The sequence below is a fragment of the Arthrobacter sp. MYb213 genome (genome assembly GCF_002979915.1).
Taxonomy (GTDB): Bacteria; Actinomycetota; Actinomycetes; order Actinomycetales; family Micrococcaceae; genus Glutamicibacter.
The window spans coordinates 108,900-132,581 of record NZ_PCQA01000005.1 but is presented as its reverse complement, the minus strand read 5'-3'; the positions used below and the strand labels follow the sequence as shown (position 1 = coordinate 132,581).

The window sequence follows — 23,682 nt, the reverse complement described above, 5'->3', positions numbered from 1 at the left end:
CTTGTCATGATGACGCGGTGGCTGGCACCACTTTATGACGCGCACTTTGAGCCAAGTTCAGCAAGATCTAGCTGTTTTTCTCGAAGTTTATGACGATTCGCCACTGCTCGATGACCGAGCGTTACGCTGCTGTCGGCTCAGTCGAGCACTTCTACCCCGAAGCTGGCGACTACCGCGCGGACTTCTTGCAAGTAGCGCTGGGCCTGGTCGGTCAGCGGAATGGCGGCGTGGTCGATCCAGCCAATCTCGATGCGCTCCTCGATGGCCAGCGGGATGGCAACGATGGAGGGATCGAGCTCATCGCTGATGATGCCGGTGGAGATCGTGTACCCGCCCAGGCCGATCATCAAGTTGAAGATGGTGGCACGGTCCGAAACCTGGATTTCGCGTTGGCTGGAGCGTGTGGAGAGGACCTCTTCGGCGAAGTAGAAGGAATTGTTTGCACCCTGATCGAAGGTCAGTCGCGGCAGATCTTCGAGATCTTCGAGCGTGACCTGCGCCCGGGCGGCCAGCGGGTTGCTGCGTGAGATGAAGATGTGCGGATCAGCCAAAAACAGCGGGTGGAAGACGAGCCGGGATTCGCGCAGCAGCTTGTCGATAACCTTCCGGTTGAAGTCATTGCGGTACAGGATTCCGATGTCGCTTCGCAGGGTGCGCACGTCCTCGATGATTTCTTCGGTGCGGGTCTCGCGGAGCGAAAATTGGTATTCCTCGGCCCCGCTGGCCTGGACCATTCGCACGAAGGCATCCACCGAAAAGGAGTAGTGCTGGGTGGAGACGCCCAGCAGTCGTCGGGCGGCGGGACGGCCGAGGTAGCGATGTTCTAGGAGCTCCACCTGCTCCAGGACCTGCCGGGCGTAGCCGAGGAACTCTGCGCCTTCGGCGGTGAGCGTCACTCCCCTGGCTGAGCGCATCAGCAAGGTGCGTCCCACCCGCGCTTCTAGCTCTTTCATCGCCGCGGACATGCTGGGCTGCGCCACGTAAATCAGGTCGGCGGCAGCGGAGATAGAACCCTCCGAGGCGACCGCGACGAAATAGCGAAGCTGCTGCAGTGTCAAACCACTCGTTCCCTGAACCATAGGAAGAGTCTATATGAATCCATAGTTATATCGAGTTACCTGATATCCACAAACACCCTGCATGATTGACGCATCGACTTCCCCTCGGCCCACCAAGGCCCCTTTAGAGACAGATTGGCCATCATGGCAGACGCGTTGACCTTCAGCATTAGCACCACCAAATTCGACGAGAATTACACTCCTTCAGCGAATTCTCGAACCACGACAAACTTCGCCAATTTGGCACGTGGAGAGCGTCGTGAAGAGAATCTGCGCAATGCCCTGATGATGATCAACCGGCGGTTCAATTCCTTGTCTCACTGGGACAATCCTCAGGGAAACCGTTATACGCTTGAATTGGAAATCATTTCTGCAAATGTGCATTTCACTGCAGATAATATCGACCAACAATTCCCCCTTTTAGAAGTCCTTGAAACCACGATTGTGGATCAACTCACCGGCACTCGGACCCAGGGAATAGTCGGCAATAACTTTTCTTCGTACGTCCGCGACTACGACTTCAGTGTGGTGCTTCCAGCCTCGTGTAATGACAGCGGAGCTCCGGTGCTTCCCGAAGATTTTGGTGATCTCCACGGACAACTTTTCCAGCATTTCCTTAACTCGCAGGCCTATGGTGAGCGTTTTGCCCAGCTGCCGGTGGTCTGCATCAGCGTCTCGACTTCCAAGACCTATTTCCGCACAGGCAACAGCCATCCGGTGCTCGGCTTGGAATACCAACAGGACGAAAATTCATTAACCGACACGTACTTCGGCAAAATGGGCTTGAGCGTACGTTACTTCATGCCACCAGGCGCCGCCGCTCCGCTGGCTTTCTACTTCCGCGGTGATCTGCTCAACGATTACACCAATCTGCAGCTGATCAGTCTCATCAGCACCATGGAGACATTCCAGAAGATCTACCGTCCGGAAATCTACAGCGCTAATTCAGCGGCGCCAGCGGTATATCACCCGAATCTTGGCGTAGAGGATTTCTCCCCTACCCGCGTCTTTTATGACCGTGAAGAACGAACCCAATTGGGCAAGATCCAAGGCAAGTTCACCGAAGAGCACTTCATCGCTCCAAATCGCGAATTGCTCAAGCAGTGGGCTGCTTCCTATCCCGCTCCCGTCGCCTAAGAATCCGAAAGATAATTCATGACTTCCCCGCTTATCCCCACGTCGATTGTCGGCAGCCTGCCCAAGCCTTCATGGCTTGCCGAACCTGAAAAGCTTTGGTCCCCTTGGAAGCTTGAAGGCGCGCAATTGCGCGAGGGCCAGCAAGACGCCATGCGTGCCGCGGTTCTCGAACAGGCCCAGCGCGGCATCGACATCATCAGCGATGGCGAGCAGTCCCGCCAGCACTTTGTCACGACCTTCATCGAGCACCTGAGCGGTGTCGACTTCGAAAAGCGTGAGACGGTGCGCATTCGCAACCGCTACGATGCCAGCGTTCCCACCGTCGTCAGTGCCGTTGAGCGCGAAAAGCCGGTCTTCGTTCAGGACGCGAAATTCCTGCGCACGCTGACCGACCGCCAGATCAAGTGGACCTTGCCTGGCCCGATGACCATGGTTGATACCTTGTACGACGCGCACTACCGCAGCCGCGAGAAGTTGGCCTGGGAATTCGCGACCATCCTGAACCAGGAAGCCCGCGAACTTGAAGCCGCCGGGGTGGATATCATCCAGTTCGACGAGCCTGCCTTCAACGTCTTCTTTGACGAAGTGGCCGACTGGGGCATCGCCGCACTGGAGCGCGCCTGCGAGGGACTCAAAGCCGAGACCGTAGTGCATATCTGCTTTGGCTACGGCATCAAGGCGAACAATGATTGGAAAGCGACCCTCGGAGCCCAGTGGCGCCACTACGAGAAATCCTTCCCGCTGTTGCAGGCTTCCTCGATCGACACCGTTTCGCTGGAATCCCACCATTCGAATGTCCCGCTTGAGGTAGTTGAAATGGTGCGCGGCAAACGAGTGATGCTCGGCGCCATCGATGTGGCCAACGACGCTGTAGAGACTGCCGAGGAAGTAGCACAGACCCTGCGCAACGCTCTTGAGTATGTTGATGCGGGCAAGCTGATTGCCAGCACCAACTGCGGCATGGCCCCGTTCCGCCGCGATGTGGCCCTGGCCAAGCTCAGCGCGCTCAGCGCTGGCGCTGGCATCCTGCGCGAGGAGCTTGTTGGTGCACGCGTCTAAAGTAACGGAGCCTTCAACGCCGTCGTTGCCCGCAGATGATTTCAAAGCGATCTTCCGTGGGCACCCCGGTGGCGTCAGCCTGATTACCACTGATGCCGGAGACGGACCCGTTGCCCTCACCGCGACATCAGTGGCTTCGATTAGCGTTGATCCACCACTGCTCGTCTTCTCGATTTCTGCGCTGTCCTCGGCAGCCAAAGTGCTCACCCGCGCGACATCTCTTGTCGTTCACAGCTTGGATGCGCACGACATCGAGGTGGCGAAGCTTGGTGCGACCAGTGGCATCGACCGCTTCGCACAGAAGCAAACCTGGTCAAGGCTGAGCACCGGCGAACCGGTATTTGATGGAGTCCGCGCTTGGGTACGCTGCGAGGTCATAGAACGAGTCCAGGCGGGCACCTCTACGGTTTTTGTGGCCCGAGCGCTTCAGTCGCACATTGAACGCGATAGCGAACCCGGCCAACCCAGCAACGGACTGGTCTACCATAACCGTGCTTGGCACCGTTTGGATGAAAACTCCCAAATAAAGAATTGAAGCTGTTCGGCCACCGACTCAAAGAAGGTGGCCGAACAGCTTCAATTGGTATTTCGCCAGTAATATCTCGCGGCGCTAGTGCTTGGCCGATTTCCTACGACCCAGAGCAACAACGACTGCACCGGCCAGGGCCAGTAGTAGCCCCACCCCGGCAGCCGCGACACCGTCAATACCGGTGTTTGCCAGTGCAGGTGTAGCAGCGTCGGCGCTCTTCTTGGACTCTTCCTTCTTGTCCGAAGACGCATCTCTTACCTGGCCTGCGGGCTCGATGACAGCATTGGCCGAAGGAGATTCACTCTGGGACGGAACCAGTTCTTCTTCTTCACTCACAGTTCCTTCAGAACTGTTCTCGTCAGGAGTTGCTTGGATGCCGAAGAACAGTTCAAGATAGTACGCGCGCCGTTCGGAGTCGTTGGCAACAACCTCTTCGAGGAATGCTTGAATCTCCGCGGCGTCTTCATCGCTCTCAATGCCTTCCATCATGAAAGGCAGAATCAAGTCTGAGCGAGTCAGCCATTCAGGCAACAAGCGACTGAAACGTGCGCTCTTCCTTTCGGCGTTCGCGTCCATTCGTTTCGATCCAACCAGCCGGGAATATTATGACCGGAAGCGAGCTCAAGGTAAACGCCACAACCAGGCGCTCATTGCGTTGGCGCACCGTCGACTGACAGTCCTGTTTGCGATGATTCGAGATGGCTCACTTTATGATGTTCCGGAGCAGAAAATTGCTTGACTTTTAACATAGGGGCATCCCCCGATAATTGGATGTATGCCCTAATCACCAGTTAGTCCATGCTGGACAAATAGTTTGGCATTAGGAAGATAAACTGTAAAAATGGCGATAGGTCCTGCTCCATTTGGTCTGCAGACAAGCGCAAATATTTCAGGAGGCCCCACGTGGCTCTACGTGTACTTGTTCCCAACGGACGCTTATTAGCTCACCTCGACGTTCCTGGCATCACGCCAATCTTTTGGCACATCAATGATTCCGTTGAAGAAGCTCCCGAAGCAGAAGTGCTCATCACCGAGCGTCCGTTGCTCTTCGAACGCCGCGACCGCGTAGCCAAGATTCCGGGTTTACAACATGTGCACTTACTATCCCTTGGTTTTGAATGGATTCTCGATCACCTGCCCTCAACGGTCAGCCTGAGTAATTCCAAAGGAGCAGTGGAAGACGCGACCGCGGAACATACTCTGGCGCTGATCCTCGCGTCATTGCGAGAAATTCCGCGCGCTACAATTCAGCAACAACAGCAAGCTTGGAATCCGCTCTGGGGCGGGACGCTGCACGGTTCGACAGTGTTGCTTTTGGGGTTCGGCGGCGTTGGCCAGGAAATCTACCAGCGTTTGCAACCCTTTAAGCCACGAAAAATCTTAGCGGTAGCTAGCCGGGCACGCACCACCGAGGAAGGATTAGTAGTGCATGGCATCGATGAGTTACCTCAGCTTTTGCCTAGCGCCGAGATTGTCATCGTTGCTTTACCTGATAGTCCCAACACGCGCGGGATAGTCGGTAAAGAGTTCTTGGCTCAGATGCCCAACGGTAGTCTTTTGGTCAATGTGGGACGGGGACCGGTGGTGAATACCGAGGCGTTGCTCGTTGAGCTTGAGTCAGAAAGACTATCCGCGGCACTGGATGTCACAGATCCCGAACCACTGCCTGCTGGCCACCCACTGTGGACGGCACCAAATTGCTTAGTCACCCCGCATATTGCGGGAAACACGACGATGTTCATTGATCTTGCGATGAATTTAGCCGTAGAACAGGTCAAACGCCTAGCCGCCGGAGACGCACCGCTCCATCTGGTGCGCGGTTAGTCGTTTGAATTAGAAACTCCCAATCACCGCTTTTACCTGCTCGTTTGGGACGCATGACCTAGGCTAGTTCCTACGATGGATATCAGGCAGAAAACTCATGACACCGGCGGCCGAGAGCGCGCAATCATCGAGCAGAATCGTACCGGCGAGGACGATTTTCGTATCGATATCGAACGCATCCGCTTCTCTCCGTACTTCTCGCGCTTGTCGGCGGTCACCCAAGTCATTCCGCAAGCGGGTTCGGGCACCACGGTACATAACCGGCTGACCCATTCGCTGAAGGTCTCCGCCGTGGCACGAAGCATTGCCATTAGGCTACGCACCGCAGACGAAGAAACTCGCAAGCTGGTGGCGGACTTAGGCGGTTGCGACCCAGTGGTCGTTCAGGCGGCGGCAGCTGCCCACGATTTGGGCCACCCTCCCTTCGGACACTTGGGTGAGCAAGAGCTCGACCGGGTAGCCCGCAATATCCTGGGGTTGCCCGACGGTTTTGAGGGCAATGCTCAGACCTTCCGTATTCTGACCGCACTGGATAGCTGTGATGCCACGGCTCGCGGGATGAACCTGACTCGGGCAGTGCGTGCAGCGGTGCTGAAATATCCTTGGACGCGCAATGAGTGGCGCACCCTTGCCCCGATTTCCGCGGAGTTACTGCCGCGCGGGGTAGGCACCGATCCGGCCGCGGGGGCTATCAAATACTCCGCCTATGACATTGAAGCCGCCGAAATGCGCGACGTGCTCTCGGTGTTCCCAGCGATCACCAAATTTCAGCAAACCGTTGAAAGCTCGGTTATGGATATCGCCGATGATATCGCTTACGCGGTCCATGATCTGGATGACTTTTATCGTGCGGGAATCTTGCAATACACCACGGTATCGGCCGAGTTCCGTAACTGGTTGGAACAGTCCGAACAGCTGGCCGAGGTGCGTCAGGCAGATCTGGATCTGCGCAAACCGGGCCACGCATTGGAAATGACCTGGCGTCGGGCTTTTGCTAAGGATCCGTGGATTGCCGACGCTGCTGCTTTCCGTGATTCGGTGCAGCGAGTAGGGCATGACCTCGTCGAGGGACTGCTGGCGGTCCCCTACGATGGTGGTTTGGAAGCTGACCGTGCGGTGACCGCTTTTACGCGTAGGTGGATCGACCGACTGCAAGAATCGGTGACAGTAGAACGCACCCCGACGATCCGTAGCGGACATGTGCGGCTGACCAAGGAAGCCTGGCACGATGTCGGGGTGCTGAAGTTTGTGCACTCGCGCTTCGTTCTGGATCGCTCGGATCTGGCCGTGTACCAGCGCGGCCAGACTCGCATCATCAAATCTTTGGCCGAGGGATTTAATTCTTGGCTAAACGATCCTGATGATGCGGCGCGAGCTCCGCGCCGACTCTTGGATTCAGTGCAGGCTGCCACCGAAGAGTATCGGCAATTACGCGCACACTCCCCCGAGCTGTTCTTGCAGGCCGGACCCAATGAGGTGCAACGCTTAGGCCAAGCCCGCGCGATCGTAGACTACATTGCCTCGTTTACCGATGCGCAGGCGGTCTCGTTGAACGCCCTGTTGGCGGGTACCGCAGATAATTTGTGGGAGGCCGGCCGCGGGCTCTAAGCCTGCGCGGCTCCTTGGATGGTTGAACCGCAGGATCAGATAAAGGCGACACCGGGTCCGTGCAAGGAACCTAAACGTTCCTCACGTCCGGTAACCAGCATCAATAGTTCAATCAGCGGACCTCGGATTTCCATTCCCGTGCCGAGGGTGTAATCGTCATCCTCGGCGACCAGAGTGACTCGGCGCGCCAATTCTTTTGCGCCACCGAAGGCTTGGCTCGTGCGCGTCTGGTAGCCAATGGCTAGGTGCACTGACTGTGAAGGGTAGTTGCGCTTAATTCCCAGCGGACGCCGAATGTCTTCGCCGTGAGCAATTTCTTCTACCAAGCGGCTGGCTAGTGGGGCCGGTGGTCCGCTGCGACGTGCGGCCACTTCGCGTAGACCAGTGAGAGTTTCTTGGGTAGTCGCGCCTTTTTCTGCTGCGACTCCGTTGGCGTTCTGCCGGTCAAAATCAAAGCGGGCCTTTGCCATGGCTACCACAAGTCGAGGCGTTGTCGTGCGCGCGTTATCGATCAGATGTGCGGCAACATCTTGCACCGTCCAGCCGGCGCATAAGGACGGGGTGGCCCATTGTTCCTCGCTCAGCTCGGCGAGATCCTTGATCAGTGCTTTGCGTTCGGCATGTACTAGTTCCCAGATCTGACTCATAAATCGAGTCTTCCATTTCGGCAGACCAGAGACAACACCAGACTCTGCGCCCAGTGGCTAACTGCACGGATAGATTCTCAACAAAATGACATTAAACGGGTAACGCAGGTGATCTGCAAACGTTAACGACGAAGGCCGCGTAACTACCAATCGGTGGTTACGCGGCCTTCGTTGACTAGCTTGAGACTACTTGGTTAGTAGTTCCAGAGCCTTGTTTAGGGTTGCGCTAGGACGCATCACGGCGGAGGTCTTTGCCTCGTCCGGACGGTAGTATCCAGCGATGTCTACTGCCTTGCCCTGAACTTCGGCGAGCTCGGAAACGATTGCTTCCTCGTTCTCGTCCAGTGCCTTGGCTACAGCGGAGAAAGCCTGTGCAAGCGCAGCGTCCTTGTCCTGCTTGGACAGCTCTTCGGCCCAGAACTTAGCTAGGTAGAAGTGGCTGCCACGGTTGTCCAACTCGCCAACCTTACGCTTAGGCGACTTGTCTTCCAGCAGGAAGGTGCCGGTTGCGGCATCCAAGGTATCTGCCAGAACCTGTGCGCGGGCGTTGTCAGTGGTGTTGGCCAGGTGTTCAAAGGAAGCACCCAACGCCATGAATTCACCCAGTGAATCCCAGCGCAGGTGGTTTTCGTTCACCAGCTGCTGCACGTGCTTTGGAGCCGAACCACCGGCGCCGGTCTCGAACAGTCCGCCACCGGCAAGCAGTGGAACGATCGAAAGCATCTTGGCCGAGGTACCCAATTCAAGAATTGGGAACAGGTCGGTCAGGTAGTCACGAAGCACGTTACCGGTCACCGAGATGGTGTCCTCGCCCTTGCGGATGCGTTCGATGGTGTACTTGGTAGCCTCGATTGGAGCCAAGATTTCGATGGTCAGGCCATCGGTGTCGTGTTCCTTGAGGTACTCGTTGACCTTGGTGATCAGTACGGCGTCGTGCGCGCGCTTCTCGTCCAACCAGAAGACCGCTGGGGTCTGCGAGGCGCGGGCACGGTTCACAGCAAGCTTGACCCAGTCACGGATGGCAACATCCTTGGCCTGGCAGGCACGCCAGATGTCACCGGCGAAGACCTGATGTTCGATGAGTACGGTGTCGTTCTCGTCCAAGATCTGTACGTGGCCGTCGGCAGCCAGTTCGAAGGTCTTGTCGTGGGAACCGTATTCTTCGGCCTTCTGAGCCATCAGACCAACGTTTGGCACGGTGCCCATGGTGGTTGGATCGTAGGCGCCGTTTGCGCGGCAATCTTCGATAACCGCCTGGTATACGCCCGAGTAAGAGGAGTCCGGCAGGACAGCCAAGGTCTCAGCTTCCTTGCCGTCTGGGCCCCACATTTTGCCGCCGAGGCGGATCATTGCTGGCATCGAAGCGTCAACGATGACATCCGATGGAACGTGCAGGTTGGTGATGCCCTTGTCGGAATCGACCATGGCAACGGCTGGGCCTTCTTCCAGACCCTTAGCGATCAGCTTCTCCACACCGGCGCGAACGTCATCAGAGAGTTCGTCTAGTCCGCCAAGGATGGCAGCTAGGCCGTTATTTGGGTTCAGACCCGCAGCCTTTAGCTCGTCACCGTAGGTTGCGAACAGCTCGGAGAAGTATGCCTTGACGACGTGACCGAAGATGATTGGGTCCGAAACCTTCATCATGGTGGCCTTCAGGTGAGCCGAGAAGAGCACACCGTCTTCCTTGGCGCGAGCTACGGCGTTCTTCAGGAACTCGGTCAGTGCAGCGACGTGCATGACGGTACCGTCAATAACTTCGCCTTCAAGTACCTTGAATGGCTTCTTTAGAACTTTTACTGCTCCGTCTTCGCCAACGAAGCGGATGGAGATGGACTTGTCCTTGTCGATGACGATGGACTTCTCATTGGAGGCGAAGTCATCGGCTGCCATGGTGGCAACGTTGGTCTTCGAGTCCGAGGCCCAAGCACCCATGGAGTGTGGGTACTTGCGTGCGTAGTTCTTCACGCTCAATGGTGCGCGGCGATCCGAGTTACCTTCACGTAGTACTGGGTTCACGGCAGAGCCCTTGAGCTTGTCGTAACGTGCGCGAACATCGGTGTCTTCATCCGAGGATGGGTTCTCCGGGTAATCTGGCAACGCGTAGCCAGCTGCCTGAAGTTCGGTGATCGCAGCCTTGAGCTGTGGGATCGATGCCGAGATGTTTGGAAGCTTGATGATGTTTGCTTCTGGGGTCTTGGCTAGGTCGCCAAGCTCGCTTAGTGCATCGGCGATGCGCTGTTCTTCGGTGACATAATCCGGGAAAGTGGCGATGATGCGCCCTGCCAGCGAAATGTCGCGGGTCTCAAGTTCAACACCGGCGGTAGACGCGAAGGCCTCCACGATTGGCAGGAACGAGTGCGTTGCCAGCATCGGGGCTTCGTCGGTGTGGGTGTAAATAATCTTGGCCATAAGTGTGGCGTCTCCCTGAACGTCGTGCGGAAGCGGGCTATCCGCCCTAAACTCAACGTTCTAAACTTACCTGATTTTGTCCTGCACCACACTTTTGGGCGTTTACTTTATACCGAAATTTCACGCTTTTTCCCCGAAATACCGCAATGAATAGTGCCCGAGCACTTTGTCACACTTAAGTTAATGAACTGTAACTCAATGTGTAAACGAAGAGGTTTAGGCCCTCAGGGAATCTATCGACGTTATCTCCGAGAGGCTAATGATTGCCTTCTCGAAAAGTTCAGCTGGCGTTGAGCTCAGCCCGGCGGCCTCTTCATACGCAAAACACTGCCACGCAACACGCCAAGTAGTAGCCACCAACTCAGCGACCAGCATCGCCTGCATGGTGTCCAACAATTCACGGTCAATCAATGACTGACTTAGTGAAACGACGAGTTCTTGCTCGCGGCGCGTGGCGATCACCAACAGTTTGGGGTCTTGACGCATGAGCCGGGAGATCCGTCGGGTTTCATGGTGACGAATTTCGACACTGAAGTGCGTTCGGCACACTTCAAGCAACGCATGAAAAATTTCAGCGGAGGATTTTCCTGCCTCAATTTCGGTCCCGGCGAGTGTGGCAATAAGTTCACCTTGGCCGGGGACGATGGCCGATTCCTTCGAGTCGAAGTAGCGAAAAAATGTACGCTCGGAGATTCCTGCGCGTTCGGCAATTCGCGCCACGGTAGTTGCCTCAAGCCCCAGAGATTCAATGAGATCTAGGGTCGCTGCCTGAATAGCCTGCTTGGTGGCGGCTTTATGTTCGTCACGAATGCCCATTAAATTTCCTACGTGTTGTTCTGTGATCTAGCCATCATCCTACGACGCTCCAGCACAGAGTTGTTTTCTGTCACACTCTGCCAGTTTCGCTTACGAAATTGTGTCACCTTGTGACAGAATTCGAAAGTTGGACAATTCTAGAAAGAGGAATCAGTGGCTCCTGAGCGCACCGAAATAAAGGCCGAACCCGCGCCTTCACGACCTAAAAATCCAGTACTGCCCACTAAGCAGCTCATCGGAATTATCGGAGCTCTGGCACTGGCCGCGTTCCTGATGATTATGAACGAAACCGTACTGACGGTGGCCCTCCCAGCCATTATGGCGGATATGGGCATTTCGGCTTCGGCCGGGCAGTGGCTCACCACCGGATTCCTCGTGACCATGTCCGTAGTTATTCCGACTACCGGATTCTTACTGCAGCGCTTCACCAGTCGCTCATTGTTCGTCTTCGCGCTGTCCTGCTTCTTGGTCGGCACACTGATTGCAATTTTTGCCCCGAGCTTTGCTTTCTTGTTGCTCGCTCGCATCATTCAAGCCGTTGGCACCGCTATTGTCTTGCCATTGTTGATGACTACTACCTTGTCCTTAGTTCCAGTACACAAGCGCGGCATGGTCATGGGACTAAACTCCATCGTGATCTCAGTCGGTCCTGCCATTGGCCCAACCGTCTCCGGTGCCATTGTTCACGCGTGGGGATGGCATTACATCTTCGTGCTGATGGCTCCGCTGGCAGTGATCACCTTAATCTTGGGCATCATCTTCATCAAGCTTCCATCAACCGCGCGCAAACTTCCGGTCGATATTTTCTCGGTGATCCTTTCCGCACTCGCCTTTGGTTTGCTGGTCTACGGCATCGCCAGCATCGAAAAGGCCAGCGACAATATGGGCTTGACCGTGGCTACCTTTGTCGTGGCCGTAGCCTCCTTGGCACTGTTCATCAAGCGTCAGATTCGCTTGACTCGCCAGGGCAAGGAACTACTGAATCTCACCCCCTTCGCCTCTCGGAACTTCACCTTTGCAATCGTGCTGATCATGATTGCCTTCGGCACATTGCTCGGCACGATCATGATGGTTCCCATCATTCTCGAATCTGGCAAGGGCATTAGCGCTCTAGCCATCGGCATGATGCTACTACCAGGCGGCCTCGCGCAGGCCATCGTTTCACCAATCTTCGGTCGCATCTACGACAAGCACGGCCCTCGCCCAGTCTTGATCCCCGGCGCAATCATGCTGGCCTTGGGCCAGTGGATGTATGTCACGGTCACCACCGAAACCGAACTGTGGATGTTCATGATCAGCCACGTCGTCTTCTCAATCGGTCTGGCATTGCTGATGACCGGTCTGATGTCCTCGGCCATGTCCTCTGTCAACCCCCGTCTTTATGGACACGGTTCGGCGATCTTCAACACCGGCCAGCAGCTGGGTGGTGCCATCGGCACCACGATCTTCATTACCGTGATGTCAGTACTGTCCAACTACGAACTCGCTCAGGGTTCCGATTTGGCGCAGTCGCTCTTCACCGGTGCGCATACAGCCTTTATCGTGGGCGCATTGCTTGGCACCGTCGGCGTGTTGCTCTCGTTCTTCATCAAGGTCGAAAAGCGCGCCTAATGTGAGCTAGCAACTTCGATTGAATCGCTAAGCGGGGTCCGCAGTCACTGGCTGCGGACCCCGCTGCGTTTAATAATGGTAATAACGATGTCGGTGGCAGAAACCACTAAACAAAAAAGACCCGTTGCATCGGGCCTGGGGCATCCTCGGCGGCATCGCCACCGTGGTGATTCTGGGCTATGCACTGATCACCGAACTGTGGGTGACCCCGCGTCAGAACACCACCAAGATCAACCCCCAAAGCGCTGCGATCACCTCAATGATGGGGTTTACCGCCGCGTGGCATAGAGTCCGCCAATTTATGGGCCGTCGGTCACCAAGAAAACCGCAGGAACCTTCATCTCACTGGCGATCTACACCAACGTCTCCAAGAAGGGCGCCCTGTATATCCAGCTCGAGGACAGCATATGGGTTTACGCCCCAGCCCGAGGCGGCAAAACCTCCAGCGTCGTGGTCCCCATGGTGCTGGGCGCCCCAGGACCAGTATTAGCAACGTCAACGAAACCTGATGTGGTGGCGTGGACTGCCACCGCACGAGAAGCAGACGGCGACGTGTATGTCTGCGACTGGGAAGGCATTACCGGTTGGCCAACCAAAGTGAAATGGACCCCAATCTATGGGTGCGAAGATGAAGATGAAGCACTGGAACGTGGCAAAGCGTGGGCGAACACAGCCCCGATGGAAGGCACCAAAAACGGTTCCTGGTTCAGCGCCAAAGCTGGTTCAGTCCTTGGCCGGCTCCTACACGCTGCCGCGTTAGAAGACCGCACCATGGATGACCTACTGCTGTGGATCTTCGACTCCCACAACCCCGAACCCATCACCATTTTAGAAGACCACCACAAGTCCCGGGCCTTCATCCAACCGCTGCGTGAGCGCACCGAATCGAGGGCCGGTGAAACCGAAGACTCCATCAAATCCACCCTCCTCTCCCTGGCTGAACCGCTAGTCACCGAGAAAGTGCTCTCCCAGTTCCGGTTCCGCCGCGAGGAAGCCTTCGATATCAACACTTTTCTTGAAGGACCGAACACCCTGCATATTGTGGTGGACGGTGAGAAGTCCCCGCTCGGTACGTTAAGTACGATGTTCGCTGATCAGGTCTACCGGGCGGCACGGTGCAAATCCAGCACTTTCGCTTCCGGCCGGCTCTGGCAGGTATTTCGTATGGTGCTTGATGAAGCGCCCAACGTGGCAGCATTTAGCAATATGGCAGAACTGATCACCGATACCGGTGGCCGCGGCATCCAAGTGCTCGGCATCAGCCAGTCGTTCATCCAGAACGAAGCACGGTGGGGCAAAGAAGAAGCTAAAGCCATCGAATCCAACGCCAGCCTAAAACTGATCTTCCCCGGCATCAACAGTGAAGATCTGAAAACCTACGCCAGCGGCATGGGCGTCCGCGACAAAGCACGCATCAGCCGTTCCTCCAGCAAAACCGGCGGGTCAACTACTACCAGTTCTGAAGAGAAAGCAATTGTCCGCGCCGAAGAACTCAAGCACCTACGGTTCGGGCAAGCCACGGCCGTGTATCGGATTTTGCCGCCGCATGTGGTGCATACGGAGATGGTGTGGCAACTCTTCACGTCCTCGTTCACTAACCCTTCGCCCATCATCCGAAAGTATGATTTACGGCGCCCGCTGGAAATGTTAGCGTCGTTTTACAGGGTTTAACTTACAAATAGCCTTTATATCTACAGGAAAACGAGCTATTTAGGTTTCCTTAAGTTTTTATCCACGACGCAAAGGAGTCATCGATGTATACAGCATTTGGTGTTTTGCTGGCAATCATCGTAGCGTTCGTCGCTCCTTACATTTGGGATTCTTCCAGGGATCCAGTTCTCTTTTCAACGGTGTCTACGATCAGTGCATTCGTAGTGTTCTGTGGGGTGGGAATGCTGCTTGACCGCAGGCGTAATCGAACAAAAATGAAATAGTTTGTCTTTCAAAGGAGAAACCATGAAACGGTTAGGAAAAGCTGTCACAGCTGTTGCAGTTACTGCCGCGCTGACGTTCGCAACCACAGGACCTGCATTTGCTAGCACCCCGGAAGTTTCGTCGCAGGGTGCAGTGAATGCGCAATCACAAGAAGCACTACACGAAGCTCTCAATCAGGTTCTCAGCACATAATCCCCGGTAGCCGTGCGTACGGTGGGGGAAATGATTGAAAAGGACTACGAATTCGGTTCTGGATCGATCCTGACTATTACTCAGGAAAAGCTTGACCTGCCTGATGGCGTGGCTTCCTCTGCTGTGAGTGCCGGCCAAGACTCTAACGGGTTCTACATTGAATTCTCGGCAGCAGATCAAGGTTCAATTTTCACTGGTGGTATAGGAGCAGTTGGCGCTCTCCTTGGAGCGATTTTTGGGCCTTTTGGAGCGACGCTTGTAGGAATTATTGGGGCTTCTGTCGGCCCACAGCTTGCAGCGGCGTCTTGCTCCAGCTCAGGTAAGGCTGCTCGTTTCTATTATACTTTGGATGGCAACGCTACCTCAGTGCAATGCGTCTAGCGAAGACTAAAAATTGAGAAATGGCACTCGGGTTCCCATACACCATTTCTTTGTTGTACGCTCGGCCGGCTGGCTGGCTGGCTGGCTAGGTAATGGTCAGCCCACCTGGTCCTTTGCGGCGCAGCTCGTCATCCTGGGCATGGTTCTTCTGCTCATCTTGCAGTTCGGTGCGGTTCCTACGCAGTTTCTCAACCAACGACTCCCCGTCGGGGTTGGCTTTGGGCCACTCATTTCATGCTCGGGTTCTGCTGGCACGGTGTTCTCCTGCTCTGTCGCGGGTTGTGCGGCGCCTTGGCTGAGCCTGCGCAGCTGGGCAAGTTTCGCTTCAGCGCTCGTAGGGCTGAGCGTAGTGACGGCTTGATCCTTCTTCTGCTGTGCCGTCTCTGCGTTACCTTCCTCTGGCATCGGTGCACGCGTGGTCAGTTCTGAGTGCTTATGCAGCGCGGCCGCACGATTGCGCAAACCTTGAGCCACTTCGCTCTTCTTCAGGTGAGTCTTCGGTAGTAATTCTGGTTCGGAGTCTGCGATGTTGTAGGTACGACGATGGGCTGCGACTTCGGCCGCGACCCGTCGCCATTGATCGGCTCGGTCACTGCGTCCTGGCACAGGACCTAGTGCGTCCAACCAGACCGGCGGGTTCTGCGCCAACCCGCTGATGCTTGGCATTGAGAACGGGACGGTATCCGACCAGTTGTTGCTTCCACGCGTCTGGGGTGCGTGGATCATGCAGCTTTGCGGTGGGTGCGTACCATTCACCAAGTTCATTGCGACCAGGCGCCGGTTTAGGGGTTGGTTGTTCGAGCTCGCGTAGTTCCAGCTCACGGCTAATACGTTCGATATTCGTTCCGGCAGCGGTGCTGTTCTTCACGCAGTTCATTCAAGGACCAGGACAACAGTTTTTCGTTGTTTTCCGGACCTGAGGGAACTTGGCGCAGCAAGTCATCATTCGTGACTTTAACCCGGTTGGCTAGCGCGTCCTCGCTGTGGGGAGCATACAGCCGCTGTGTAAGTGCTGAGGCCTACCCTGATGACCTGCTCGGTAGCGGTTTCCCGGTATGGAACAAGCAAAATCTCTGCTTGCGCAGTAGCTCGGCACGCGAGTTCTTCCAGATGCTCGGTGATCACATCGCGCAGTGGACGATGTTCCTGCTCCAAAACTTCGGCACGCTCTCCAGTAAAGGTTACATACGCCGGACTAGAACAGCTGCCGGCTGCTCGGCATGCTCAAACAACTGTTAGCTTTCGAAGCAGCCCCGAGAAAGGGTACGTGCTACAGGAATCTTGAGACTGCGTCTAATAATTGCCCTCACTTGGTTACGCATAAATATATTGCCGAAAGACAGGAAAGATTGTTGAACAATATGTGTTTTTGGTGCATGCTTAGATAAACGATGCGGAGAGACGGGGATCACAGATGACGTATATCGACCTTAATTCTGATGTAGGCGAGTCCTTTGGCAACTGGGTCATGGGTGATGACGCAGCAATCTTCGCCTCGGTCTCCTCGGCTAACGTAGCCTGCGGTTTCCACGCAGGCGATCCAAGCGGTATCGCCCAGACCTGTCGTGACGCTGTCAGCGCGGGAGTCACCATCGGCGCGCACGTCGGTTACCGGGATTTGGCCGGATTCGGCCGTCGCTTCCTAGACTGCTCGGCCACCGAGCTAGCAGACGATGTGCTCTACCAGCTTGGGGCCCTCCAAGCCTTGGCACGCGCAGCCGGTTCCACTATCAAATACGTCAAACCCCATGGCGCGCTATACAACACGATTGTTCATCATGAGGTTCACGCCCAGGCCGTCATCAATGCGATTAAAGCTTTTGGTGAAGACCTCCCAGTGCTCTTACTTCCTGGTTCGGTGGCCCTAACCAAGGCAGAACAGGCCGGACTGCGTCCAGTGGCCGAAGCTTTTGCGGACCGCAACTACAACCCCGACGGCACCCTGGTCTCTCGTCTCGAAACCAATGCGGTGCTCCACGACAGTGCTCAGGTGACCGAAAATATGATTCGTCTGGCAAGTGAGGGCACGCTCAAAGCCATCGATGGATCGATAATCCAGATGCCCGCCGAATCCATCTGCGTCCATGGCGATACCGCCGGATCCGTAGCAATGGCCGCAGCGGTGCGCGCCGGGCTAGAATCCGCCGGCGTCCAGATCAAGAGCTTCGTATGAGCATCACCAACGTATTTGCCGCCGGAAGCCACGATGTACTCGTCGAGATGGAAGACCTCGACTCGGTCCTAGCTCTCGACGCCTACCTTCAAGCCCAGCCGCTACCTGGTCAACGCGATGTTTTGGCTGCCGCCCAAACGGTCATGGTGAAGTTTGAAACCACCGAGCAAGCTCGAGCCGCCGTCAATCAGCTGCCCCAGCTGAAGCTCAACACGGCTGCAGTAGCGTCCGGAAAACTAGTCACCATCGAGGTCTACTACGACGGTGAAGACCTCGATACCGTCGCCCAGCTCACCGGCTTGAGCGCGCAAGCCGTGGTCAATGCGCACACCGGCCAGCAGTGGCGGGCCGCTTTTGGTGGCTTCGCGCCTGGCTTCGCTTACCTACTGGGTGAAAATAAGGTACTGGAAGTGCCCCGCCGTGAAACGCCCCGCACCTCGGTACCTACCGGGTCGGTCGCTCTTGCTGGGGAATACTCCGCAGTTTACCCACGCCAGTCCCCCGGAGGTTGGCAGCTACTAGGCCACACTGACTCTGCACTGTGGGATTTGGACCGGGAGAACCCGGCGCTTATCCGTCCACAGGATCGGGTGCAGTTTGTCGCCTCGCGCAACGTCTTGAATATCCACACCGAAACGCCCACCACCGAAGTCGCCAACGTGCCTAGTGGCGAGGGACTCGAAGTGCTCGATTCCGGTTTGCAAAGCTTGCTACAAGACGCCGGACGCTACGGCTTTGGTGCCCTTGGTGTCCCTTCCAGTGGCGCCGCAGATGCAAGCTCGTTGTATCAGGCAAATCGGCTGGTAGGAAATACCCCTAACCAAGCGTGTATTGAAAATTTGACTGGCTCCATGAGCTTACAAGCCCATGGAGATCAGGTCCTAGCGGTCAGCGGAGCGGAAGCTAAACTGAGCATCACTCCAGCACCTGAGGATCTTGTCCGCACCAAACGTGAAGCCTCAATGGACGCACCATTTGCACTGCTAGACGGCGAGCGCTTGGATTTAGAACCCACAGGTAATGGTTTACGTAGTTATATCGCGGTGCGCGGCACCATCCAACTGCCGAAAATTCTTGGTTCGTTAGCTACCGACACGCTCTCCGGCGTTGGTCCTACTCCATTGGCTACAGGAACTTTCTTGCCTATTGCGCAGCCAGAGAATCTCCAGATAGTTGGAGAGAGCGAACCGAGCACCTTACCGGTTGAAGACATCGAAGGGTGCTTCGTCTTACGCGTCAGCGTGGGGCCTAGAGATGACTGGTTTGGCCCGGCGGGTGTAGAAAAACTACTCAATCAGCAGTGGTTGGTGACTAGTGAATCGAACCGCATCGGGGTTCGTTTAGGCGTGGAAGGTGAAGCAAGCGCCCTGGAGCGAGTGAGAACTGGAGAACTTTCCAGTGAAGGTGTAGCTCTAGGCTCGCTACAGGTCCCACCGTCCGGGTTGCCGGTCTTATTCCTCGCCGACCATCCAGTCACCGGTGGTTACCCGGTCATTGCTGCCGTTATCGCCGAAGACTTATCTGCTGCCGCACAACTACCGCCAGGCAGCCGTATCCGTTTTGAACTTTCCGAATCCGCTCCACGCACCGAAGGAACCCAGGCATGAAAAAGGTCTTGATCGCCAACCGTGGCGAAATCGCTGTTCGTATCGCCCGCGCCGCCTCCGACGCCAACCTGAAATCGGTTGCCATCTACTCTGATCCGGACGCCGACGCATTGCATGTGCGTCGCGCCGATGAAGCGTACTCCCTTCAGGGGTCTTCGAGTGCCGAAACGTACTTGGATATTTCCAAGATCATCGCCATTGCCCAGCGCGCCGGTGCGGACGCAGTTCACCCAGGTTATGGCTTCCTTTCCGAAAACGCTGACTTTGCTCGTGCAGTCATCGACGCAGGAATGACCTGGATTGGCCCGTCGCCTCAAGCCATTGAGCTTTTGGGCAATAAGGTCACCGCGCGTGAAATCGCAGTTCGTGCCGGCGCTCCGCTGGTGCCCGGCACCGACGCCCCAGCAGCTAATGCTGGCGAGGTTCGAGCCTTCGCCGAAAAGTATGGAGTACCCGTTGCCATCAAGGCAGCCTTCGGCGGTGGCGGACGTGGCCTGAAGGTCGCTCACACCATGGAAGACATTGAAGATTCTTTCGAATCTGCAGTCCGTGAAGCCACCGTCGCATTCGGTCGCGGTGAATGCTTTGTGGAGCGTTTCCTCGACAAGCCACGTCACGTGGAAGCTCAGGTCCTTGCAGATACCCATGGCAATGTCATTGTGGTGGGCACCCGCGATTGTTCCTTACAGCGTCGTCACCAAAAGTTGGTAGAAGAGGCCCCTGCACCGTTCCTCTCCGATGAGCAGCGCAGCGAAATCCACGAATCAGCCAAGCGGATCTGCCGTGAGGCCGGGTATGTGGGTGCAGGTACCGTTGAATACCTAGTAGCCCCAGATGGCCTCATCTCATTCCTTGAGGTCAATACCCGGTTGCAAGTTGAGCACCCGGTCAGCGAAGAGACCTCCGGTCTGGACCTGGTCATCGAACAGTTCCGAATTGCCGATGGCAAGGAACTCTCGGTGCTCGAAGACCCAACCCCTGTGGGTCATGCTTTCGAATTTCGTATTAATGCCGAGGATCCCGCTCGTGGTTTCCTGCCAGGGCCAGGCACCATCACGCGGTTTGAGGCGCCTACCGGCTCCGGCATCCGCGTGGACGCCGGCGTCCGTAGCAACTCAGTGATTCCTGGCCAATACGACTCGCTAATGGCCAAGCTGATTGTTCATGGTGCAACCCGCGAGCAGGCCCTACGTCGCGCCCAGGTGGCTTTGGCAGAATTCACCATTGAAGGGGTTCCTACGGTTCTACCGTTCCACCGTGCGGTGTCCAAACATCCGGACTTCGTCGCCGAACAACGTTTTGGTGTCTACACGACGTGGATTGAATCCGAGTTCGCTGATGAGTTGGCTAATAGCGATGAGATTGCTACCACCGAGGCCGGTGCCGAACGTGAGGTACTGACCATAGACCTTGATGGCAAGGCCATGGCTCTTGGCTTGCCCGTTGCCTTGGTCAATGCAATCCGTCACGGCGGATCAACCTCAGCGGATTCAGCAGCCATTCAGGGTGCCAACACCGACGAGGGCTCCATCGTGTCCCCTATGGCCGGTAATTTAGTCTCGTTCGCGGCACAGGATGGCGAGTCGGTAAGCAAGGGACAAACAGTGGCCGTCTTAGAAGCTATGAAGATGGAATCCCCGGTTACTGCCCACCGCGACGGCATCTTTACTTCCACAGATCTCAGTGCCGGACAAAGCGTGCTTCGTGGCGATGTGCTGGGAAGTATCTCTTAGTCAATACGAGCTTTGCCGAGGAGCTGAACTAAATTAGGGGAATGAACGTGAGCGAGATTTACACTTCAATTCCGTTAGGCGACGGGTCCACCCATGCGCACACCAGCACGTGGGTGGCCTCGACCTTGCGTCAAGAAATCGCTGAGGGGCGTCTACTTCCAGGTTCTAAGCTCTCCGAACAAGCCTTGTCCAACGCACTGGGAGTCTCGCGGAATACGTTGCGAGAAGGATTCACGCTGTTAGATAGTGACCTGATTATTTCACGCATTCCGAATCGCGGGGTGTTCGTCGCTTCGCCAGACGCAGCGGATATCCGAGAAATCTATGCTGTTCGTCGAACTATCGAACCCGCCGCGTTAGCTTGGGGCCCAAAGCTAGATATTGATGAATTATCGCGGATCATAGGGCATGCTCGTGCCGCCGCTGAGACTGAAAATATTGCCCTCATGGCAGATGCGAATCAGCAATTTCACGAAACTATAGTGCGTGCGACCGGAAGTGCTCACCTGCTCGAATTGATGAGCCGGGTACTGGCGAAAATGCGTCTGGTGTTCCATGCGATGAGCGATGCCCCGGACTTTCATTCACACTACGTCTCACGAAATGGCGCCCTGGTTGACCTGCTTAACACCGGGCAACGAATGGAAGCGGCCGATACTTTGCAGGTTTATTTGAATACCGCTGAGGCCGAACTCTTAGAACACTACGAGTCCTCGCAACCCCGCTAGGAGCACCATGCCTGATTCTTCATTGCCCGTGATCGCTGAAGCTATTGCTCGCCGTGCCCATCGCGGCCAGGTAGACAAATCTGGAGCAGACTATATTGCTCATACCGCTCGCGTAGCAGCGAGTGTTCATGACCAAGGCGGTACCGATGCTGCGGTTGCTGCTGCTTGGCTTCATGATGTGATCGAAGACTGCGAGGTTACCGATTCAGATCTCTTGGCCGCGGGAATCTCTCAGGAGGTCGTTATGGCAGTCGAATCGGTGACTAAGCGTCAGGGCGAAAGCGTCGAGGATTACTGTGCGCGGGTCCGTGCAAATCCAATAGGACTACTCGTCAAGCATGCAGATCTTGCCGATAACACTTCCCCTGAACGCACCGCGCTCTTAGCCGAGGCGACCCGTGAACGGTTAGCGAAAAAGTACAGCTATGTCCGTTCACTCCTTGCGCTTTAGGCAGCTATTCGCTTCACAATGCGCGTAGCATCAGAGCATTGAGTCCTAAAGGACGTGAAGACATGTTTGAGAAGTTCACCGAACCAGCACGTTTGGTACTCGTACTGGCTCAGCAAGCGGCCACCGCTCGCGATGAGGATCATCTGGGCACCGAGCATCTCCTACTAGCTTTGCATCGCGAAGGGCACGGAGTAGCCGCGCAAGCTCTGCAGGCCCTCGACATTTCCCCTAACAAAATCCTCGCGCACCTAGAAACAGTGCCAAAGGTCAGTTCGGTTGAATCGGGTGACGATGTACGAATAACCCCGCATGCCAAAAAGCTCCTTCGTCTTTCGCTGCACGAAGCCAAGGAGTTAGGCCATGGACTAGTAGATACCGAGCATCTACTCTTGGCGTTGCTCCGTTTGGGTGAAGGACTGGCATTCCAATGCATTAAAGACCTCGGCGTAAATCCACATCAATTACGCCAGCGAATCATTATGATCCTGTCAGGAGTCTAAAATAGGCCTCTTCAGGTCCAGCGTTTCTCGCATAGACGGTGAGGGGCACCGCATCATAATGTGACTGGTCCCGATCAGTCACACGGGTATCGTTAAATTAGACTGTTGGCGACCTCGATCCGTTTCGCCCTTTGAAGCGTGGCCATCTTGTGCCAATAATTAATCGCACCAAAACGCACCAGACCCAGGTATCCACAATTGTGATCCCTTGGAAGGAACCTTCGTGAAATTGCCCCTTGCTGAATTACATATCCATTTGGAAGGCTCTCTGGAACCGGAGACAATATTCGCTCTGGCCTCCAAAAATGGCATAGACCTGCCCTATGAGTCCATCGAAGAACTGCGCGAACACTACGAATTTAACAACCTGCAGTCGTTCCTCGATCTTTTCTACGCCAATATGGCGGTACTACGCACCAGCGACGATTTCAAAGAAATCACGGCCGCGTATCTGAAACGCGCGCACGCTTCCGGGGTGCGACATGTGGAACTATTTTTTGACCCGCAGGCACACATTGAACGTGGCCTTTCGCTGTCCGAGGTCATTTCGGGGATTCGCGCGGGACTTGAACAGGCCGAGCAACGATGGGGTATCACCCATAAACTAATTGCCTGCTTCTGGCGTCACGCTCCGGCTGAATCAGCCATGGAAATCCTGAAAATGATTGTCACCGAGAATCATGACATCGACGGGATTGGTTTGGACTCCTCCGAGCTGGGATTCCCGCCAGAGCTCTTCGAAGAGGTCTTCAGCTACGCACGTGAGCACGGCCTACACGTCGTGGCCCATGCCGGCGAAGAAGGCCCAGCGGATTACATTCGCCAAGCACTAGACCTATTGAAGGTTGAGCGTGTTGACCATGGTATCCGTTGCATGGACGATCCCGAGCTGGTGGCTCGCTTAGTCAAAGAGCAGATGCCACTGACCGTATGCCCATTTTCTAATGTGCGTTTGCGCGCGGTAGACACCCTGGCCGATCACCCGTTGCCACAAATGCTCGAAGCTGGTTTGAAGGTTTCCTTACACTCCGATGATCCGGCCTACTTTGGTGGCTATTTAGACGCCAATATTTCTGCGGTGACCGAACAGTTCAGCCTGACTGTCAGCGATCTGGCTACGCTGGCTCGAAACTCCTTTGAAGGCTCATTTCTTGATGAGGCTGCCAAGAAGTCTCGTATAGCTGAAGTGGACGCCTGGTTGGCTCTGCAGCTAGATACTACGCGCGAGGTCTAAGCGCTTAAATTAGAAGTGCCGCGATTCCTTGGGGGCGGAATCGCGGCACT

Annotated in this window: 23 protein-coding genes and 1 pseudogene; 17 read left to right on the top strand and 7 right to left on the bottom strand. The window is 55.8% G+C overall.

From position 1 onward, the window contains the following. Positions 1–137: 137 nt before the first annotated feature. Positions 138–1,079: a LysR family transcriptional regulator gene (locus CQ011_RS13035; RefSeq protein WP_105678156.1), complete on the bottom strand. Its 942-nt coding sequence runs from the start codon at positions 1,077–1,079 to the stop codon at positions 138–140. Positions 1,080–1,202: 123 nt separating this feature from the next. Here CQ011_RS13035 and CQ011_RS13030 point away from each other — a divergent pair, with 123 nt between their 5' ends. Genes CQ011_RS13030 through CQ011_RS13020 form a run of 3 tightly spaced genes read left to right on the top strand, consistent with a single transcriptional unit; the run spans position 1,203 to position 3,789 of the window. Next, entirely contained in the window at positions 1,203–2,195 is a 993-nt protein-coding gene (locus tag CQ011_RS13030; protein ID WP_105678155.1) for a DUF1852 domain-containing protein, read from the top strand. 18 nt (positions 2,196–2,213) lie between these two features. After that, positions 2,214–3,254 (top strand): methionine synthase, encoded by a 1,041-nt coding sequence (locus CQ011_RS13025; protein ID WP_105678154.1) that lies wholly within the window; start codon positions 2,214–2,216, stop codon positions 3,252–3,254. Next, positions 3,241–3,789 carry a flavin reductase family protein gene (locus tag CQ011_RS13020; RefSeq protein ID WP_286161192.1) on the top strand — a complete coding sequence of 183 codons (549 nt, stop codon included), beginning with the start codon at positions 3,241–3,243 and terminating at the stop codon, positions 3,787–3,789. Before CQ011_RS13025 ends, CQ011_RS13020 begins: the two co-directional genes overlap by 14 nt. Before the next feature lie 75 nt (positions 3,790–3,864). Here CQ011_RS13020 and CQ011_RS13015 read toward each other — a convergent pair whose 3' ends face one another. Continuing rightward, positions 3,865–4,272 (bottom strand): LPXTG cell wall anchor domain-containing protein, encoded by a 408-nt coding sequence (locus CQ011_RS13015; RefSeq protein ID WP_146112620.1) that lies wholly within the window; start codon positions 4,270–4,272, stop codon positions 3,865–3,867. Positions 4,273–4,282: 10 nt separating this feature from the next. On the opposite strand from CQ011_RS13015, the pseudogene CQ011_RS13010 reads away from it, so the two are divergent. From CQ011_RS13010 to CQ011_RS13000, 3 genes and pseudogenes are all read left to right on the top strand, one after another. After that, positions 4,283–4,522: pseudogene (locus CQ011_RS13010) on the top strand (transposase); the annotation flags it as partial. A 164-nt stretch (positions 4,523–4,686) separates the two neighbouring features. Next, the gene (locus tag CQ011_RS13005; protein ID WP_181148118.1) at positions 4,687–5,607 is read left to right on the top strand and encodes a 2-hydroxyacid dehydrogenase; all 921 of its coding nucleotides are present in this window, start codon (positions 4,687–4,689) and stop codon (positions 5,605–5,607) included. Positions 5,608–5,682: 75 nt separating this feature from the next. Next, complete coding sequence (locus CQ011_RS13000; protein ID WP_105678150.1) at positions 5,683–7,215, top strand: deoxyguanosinetriphosphate triphosphohydrolase family protein; 1,533 nt, start codon at positions 5,683–5,685, stop codon at positions 7,213–7,215. Positions 7,216–7,250: 35 nt separating this feature from the next. On the opposite strand, the gene CQ011_RS12995 is transcribed toward CQ011_RS13000, so the two are convergent. The 3 genes from CQ011_RS12995 to CQ011_RS12985 form a co-directional block, all read right to left on the bottom strand. Then, positions 7,251–7,862, bottom strand: coding sequence for a maleylpyruvate isomerase family mycothiol-dependent enzyme (locus CQ011_RS12995; protein WP_105678149.1), 612 nt, complete (start codon positions 7,860–7,862; stop codon positions 7,251–7,253). 186 nt (positions 7,863–8,048) lie between these two features. Then, the gene (locus tag CQ011_RS12990; protein WP_105678148.1) at positions 8,049–10,271 is read right to left on the bottom strand and encodes an NADP-dependent isocitrate dehydrogenase; all 2,223 of its coding nucleotides are present in this window, start codon (positions 10,269–10,271) and stop codon (positions 8,049–8,051) included. A 216-nt stretch (positions 10,272–10,487) separates the two neighbouring features. Beyond that, positions 10,488–11,087 (bottom strand): TetR/AcrR family transcriptional regulator, encoded by a 600-nt coding sequence (locus CQ011_RS12985; RefSeq protein WP_105678147.1) that lies wholly within the window; start codon positions 11,085–11,087, stop codon positions 10,488–10,490. Between the two features lie 153 nt (positions 11,088–11,240). Between CQ011_RS12985 and CQ011_RS12980 the strand changes: the two genes are divergently transcribed. The 4 genes from CQ011_RS12980 (at position 11,241) to CQ011_RS12965 (ending at position 15,206) form a co-directional block, all read left to right on the top strand. Further along, positions 11,241–12,698, top strand: a complete 1,458-nt coding sequence (locus tag CQ011_RS12980; protein WP_286161191.1) for an MDR family MFS transporter — start codon at positions 11,241–11,243, stop codon at positions 12,696–12,698. A 297-nt stretch (positions 12,699–12,995) separates the two neighbouring features. Next, on the top strand, positions 12,996–14,369 hold the full coding sequence (locus tag CQ011_RS12975) for a type IV secretory system conjugative DNA transfer family protein (RefSeq protein WP_105678146.1): 1,374 nt from the start codon (positions 12,996–12,998) through the stop codon (positions 14,367–14,369). Positions 14,370–14,654: 285 nt separating this feature from the next. Then, on the top strand, positions 14,655–14,825 hold the full coding sequence (locus CQ011_RS17865) for a hypothetical protein (RefSeq protein ID WP_181148117.1): 171 nt from the start codon (positions 14,655–14,657) through the stop codon (positions 14,823–14,825). 30 nt (positions 14,826–14,855) lie between these two features. Continuing rightward, on the top strand, positions 14,856–15,206 hold the full coding sequence (locus CQ011_RS12965) for a hypothetical protein (RefSeq protein ID WP_105678144.1): 351 nt from the start codon (positions 14,856–14,858) through the stop codon (positions 15,204–15,206). Positions 15,207–15,302: 96 nt separating this feature from the next. On the opposite strand, the gene CQ011_RS12960 is transcribed toward CQ011_RS12965, so the two are convergent. Both CQ011_RS12960 and CQ011_RS12955 read right to left on the bottom strand, forming a co-directional pair. Beyond that, a complete protein-coding gene (locus CQ011_RS12960; protein WP_146112619.1) occupies positions 15,303–15,854 on the bottom strand; it encodes a hypothetical protein in 552 nt (183 codons plus the stop codon). Further along, a complete protein-coding gene (locus CQ011_RS12955; RefSeq protein WP_105678142.1) occupies positions 15,796–16,074 on the bottom strand; it encodes a hypothetical protein in 279 nt (92 codons plus the stop codon). Before CQ011_RS12955 ends, CQ011_RS12960 begins: the two co-directional genes overlap by 59 nt. Before the next feature lie 546 nt (positions 16,075–16,620). Here CQ011_RS12955 and CQ011_RS12950 point away from each other — a divergent pair. The 7 genes from CQ011_RS12950 to CQ011_RS12920 all read left to right on the top strand — a co-directional run bounded on the left by CQ011_RS12950 (position 16,621) and on the right by CQ011_RS12920 (position 23,632). Beyond that, the gene (locus CQ011_RS12950) at positions 16,621–17,379 is read left to right on the top strand and encodes a LamB/YcsF family protein (protein WP_105678141.1); all 759 of its coding nucleotides are present in this window, start codon (positions 16,621–16,623) and stop codon (positions 17,377–17,379) included. Continuing rightward, complete coding sequence (locus CQ011_RS12945) at positions 17,376–18,986, top strand: 5-oxoprolinase subunit B/C family protein (RefSeq protein WP_105678140.1); 1,611 nt, start codon at positions 17,376–17,378, stop codon at positions 18,984–18,986. Before CQ011_RS12950 ends, CQ011_RS12945 begins: the two co-directional genes overlap by 4 nt. Beyond that, positions 18,983–20,719: an acetyl/propionyl/methylcrotonyl-CoA carboxylase subunit alpha gene (locus tag CQ011_RS12940; RefSeq protein ID WP_105678139.1), complete on the top strand. Its 1,737-nt coding sequence runs from the start codon at positions 18,983–18,985 to the stop codon at positions 20,717–20,719. The genes CQ011_RS12945 and CQ011_RS12940 overlap by 4 nt, the downstream gene beginning before the upstream one ends. Before the next feature lie 47 nt (positions 20,720–20,766). Then, a complete protein-coding gene (locus tag CQ011_RS12935) occupies positions 20,767–21,447 on the top strand; it encodes a GntR family transcriptional regulator (RefSeq protein ID WP_286161190.1) in 681 nt (226 codons plus the stop codon). Between the two features lie 7 nt (positions 21,448–21,454). After that, positions 21,455–21,898 carry an HD domain-containing protein gene (locus tag CQ011_RS12930; RefSeq protein ID WP_105678137.1) on the top strand — a complete coding sequence of 148 codons (444 nt, stop codon included), beginning with the start codon at positions 21,455–21,457 and terminating at the stop codon, positions 21,896–21,898. A 62-nt stretch (positions 21,899–21,960) separates the two neighbouring features. Next, positions 21,961–22,398 (top strand): Clp protease N-terminal domain-containing protein, encoded by a 438-nt coding sequence (locus CQ011_RS12925; protein WP_105678136.1) that lies wholly within the window; start codon positions 21,961–21,963, stop codon positions 22,396–22,398. 223 nt (positions 22,399–22,621) lie between these two features. Further along, the gene (locus CQ011_RS12920; protein WP_105678135.1) at positions 22,622–23,632 is read left to right on the top strand and encodes an adenosine deaminase; all 1,011 of its coding nucleotides are present in this window, start codon (positions 22,622–22,624) and stop codon (positions 23,630–23,632) included. The last annotated feature ends 50 nt before the right edge of the window (positions 23,633–23,682 follow it).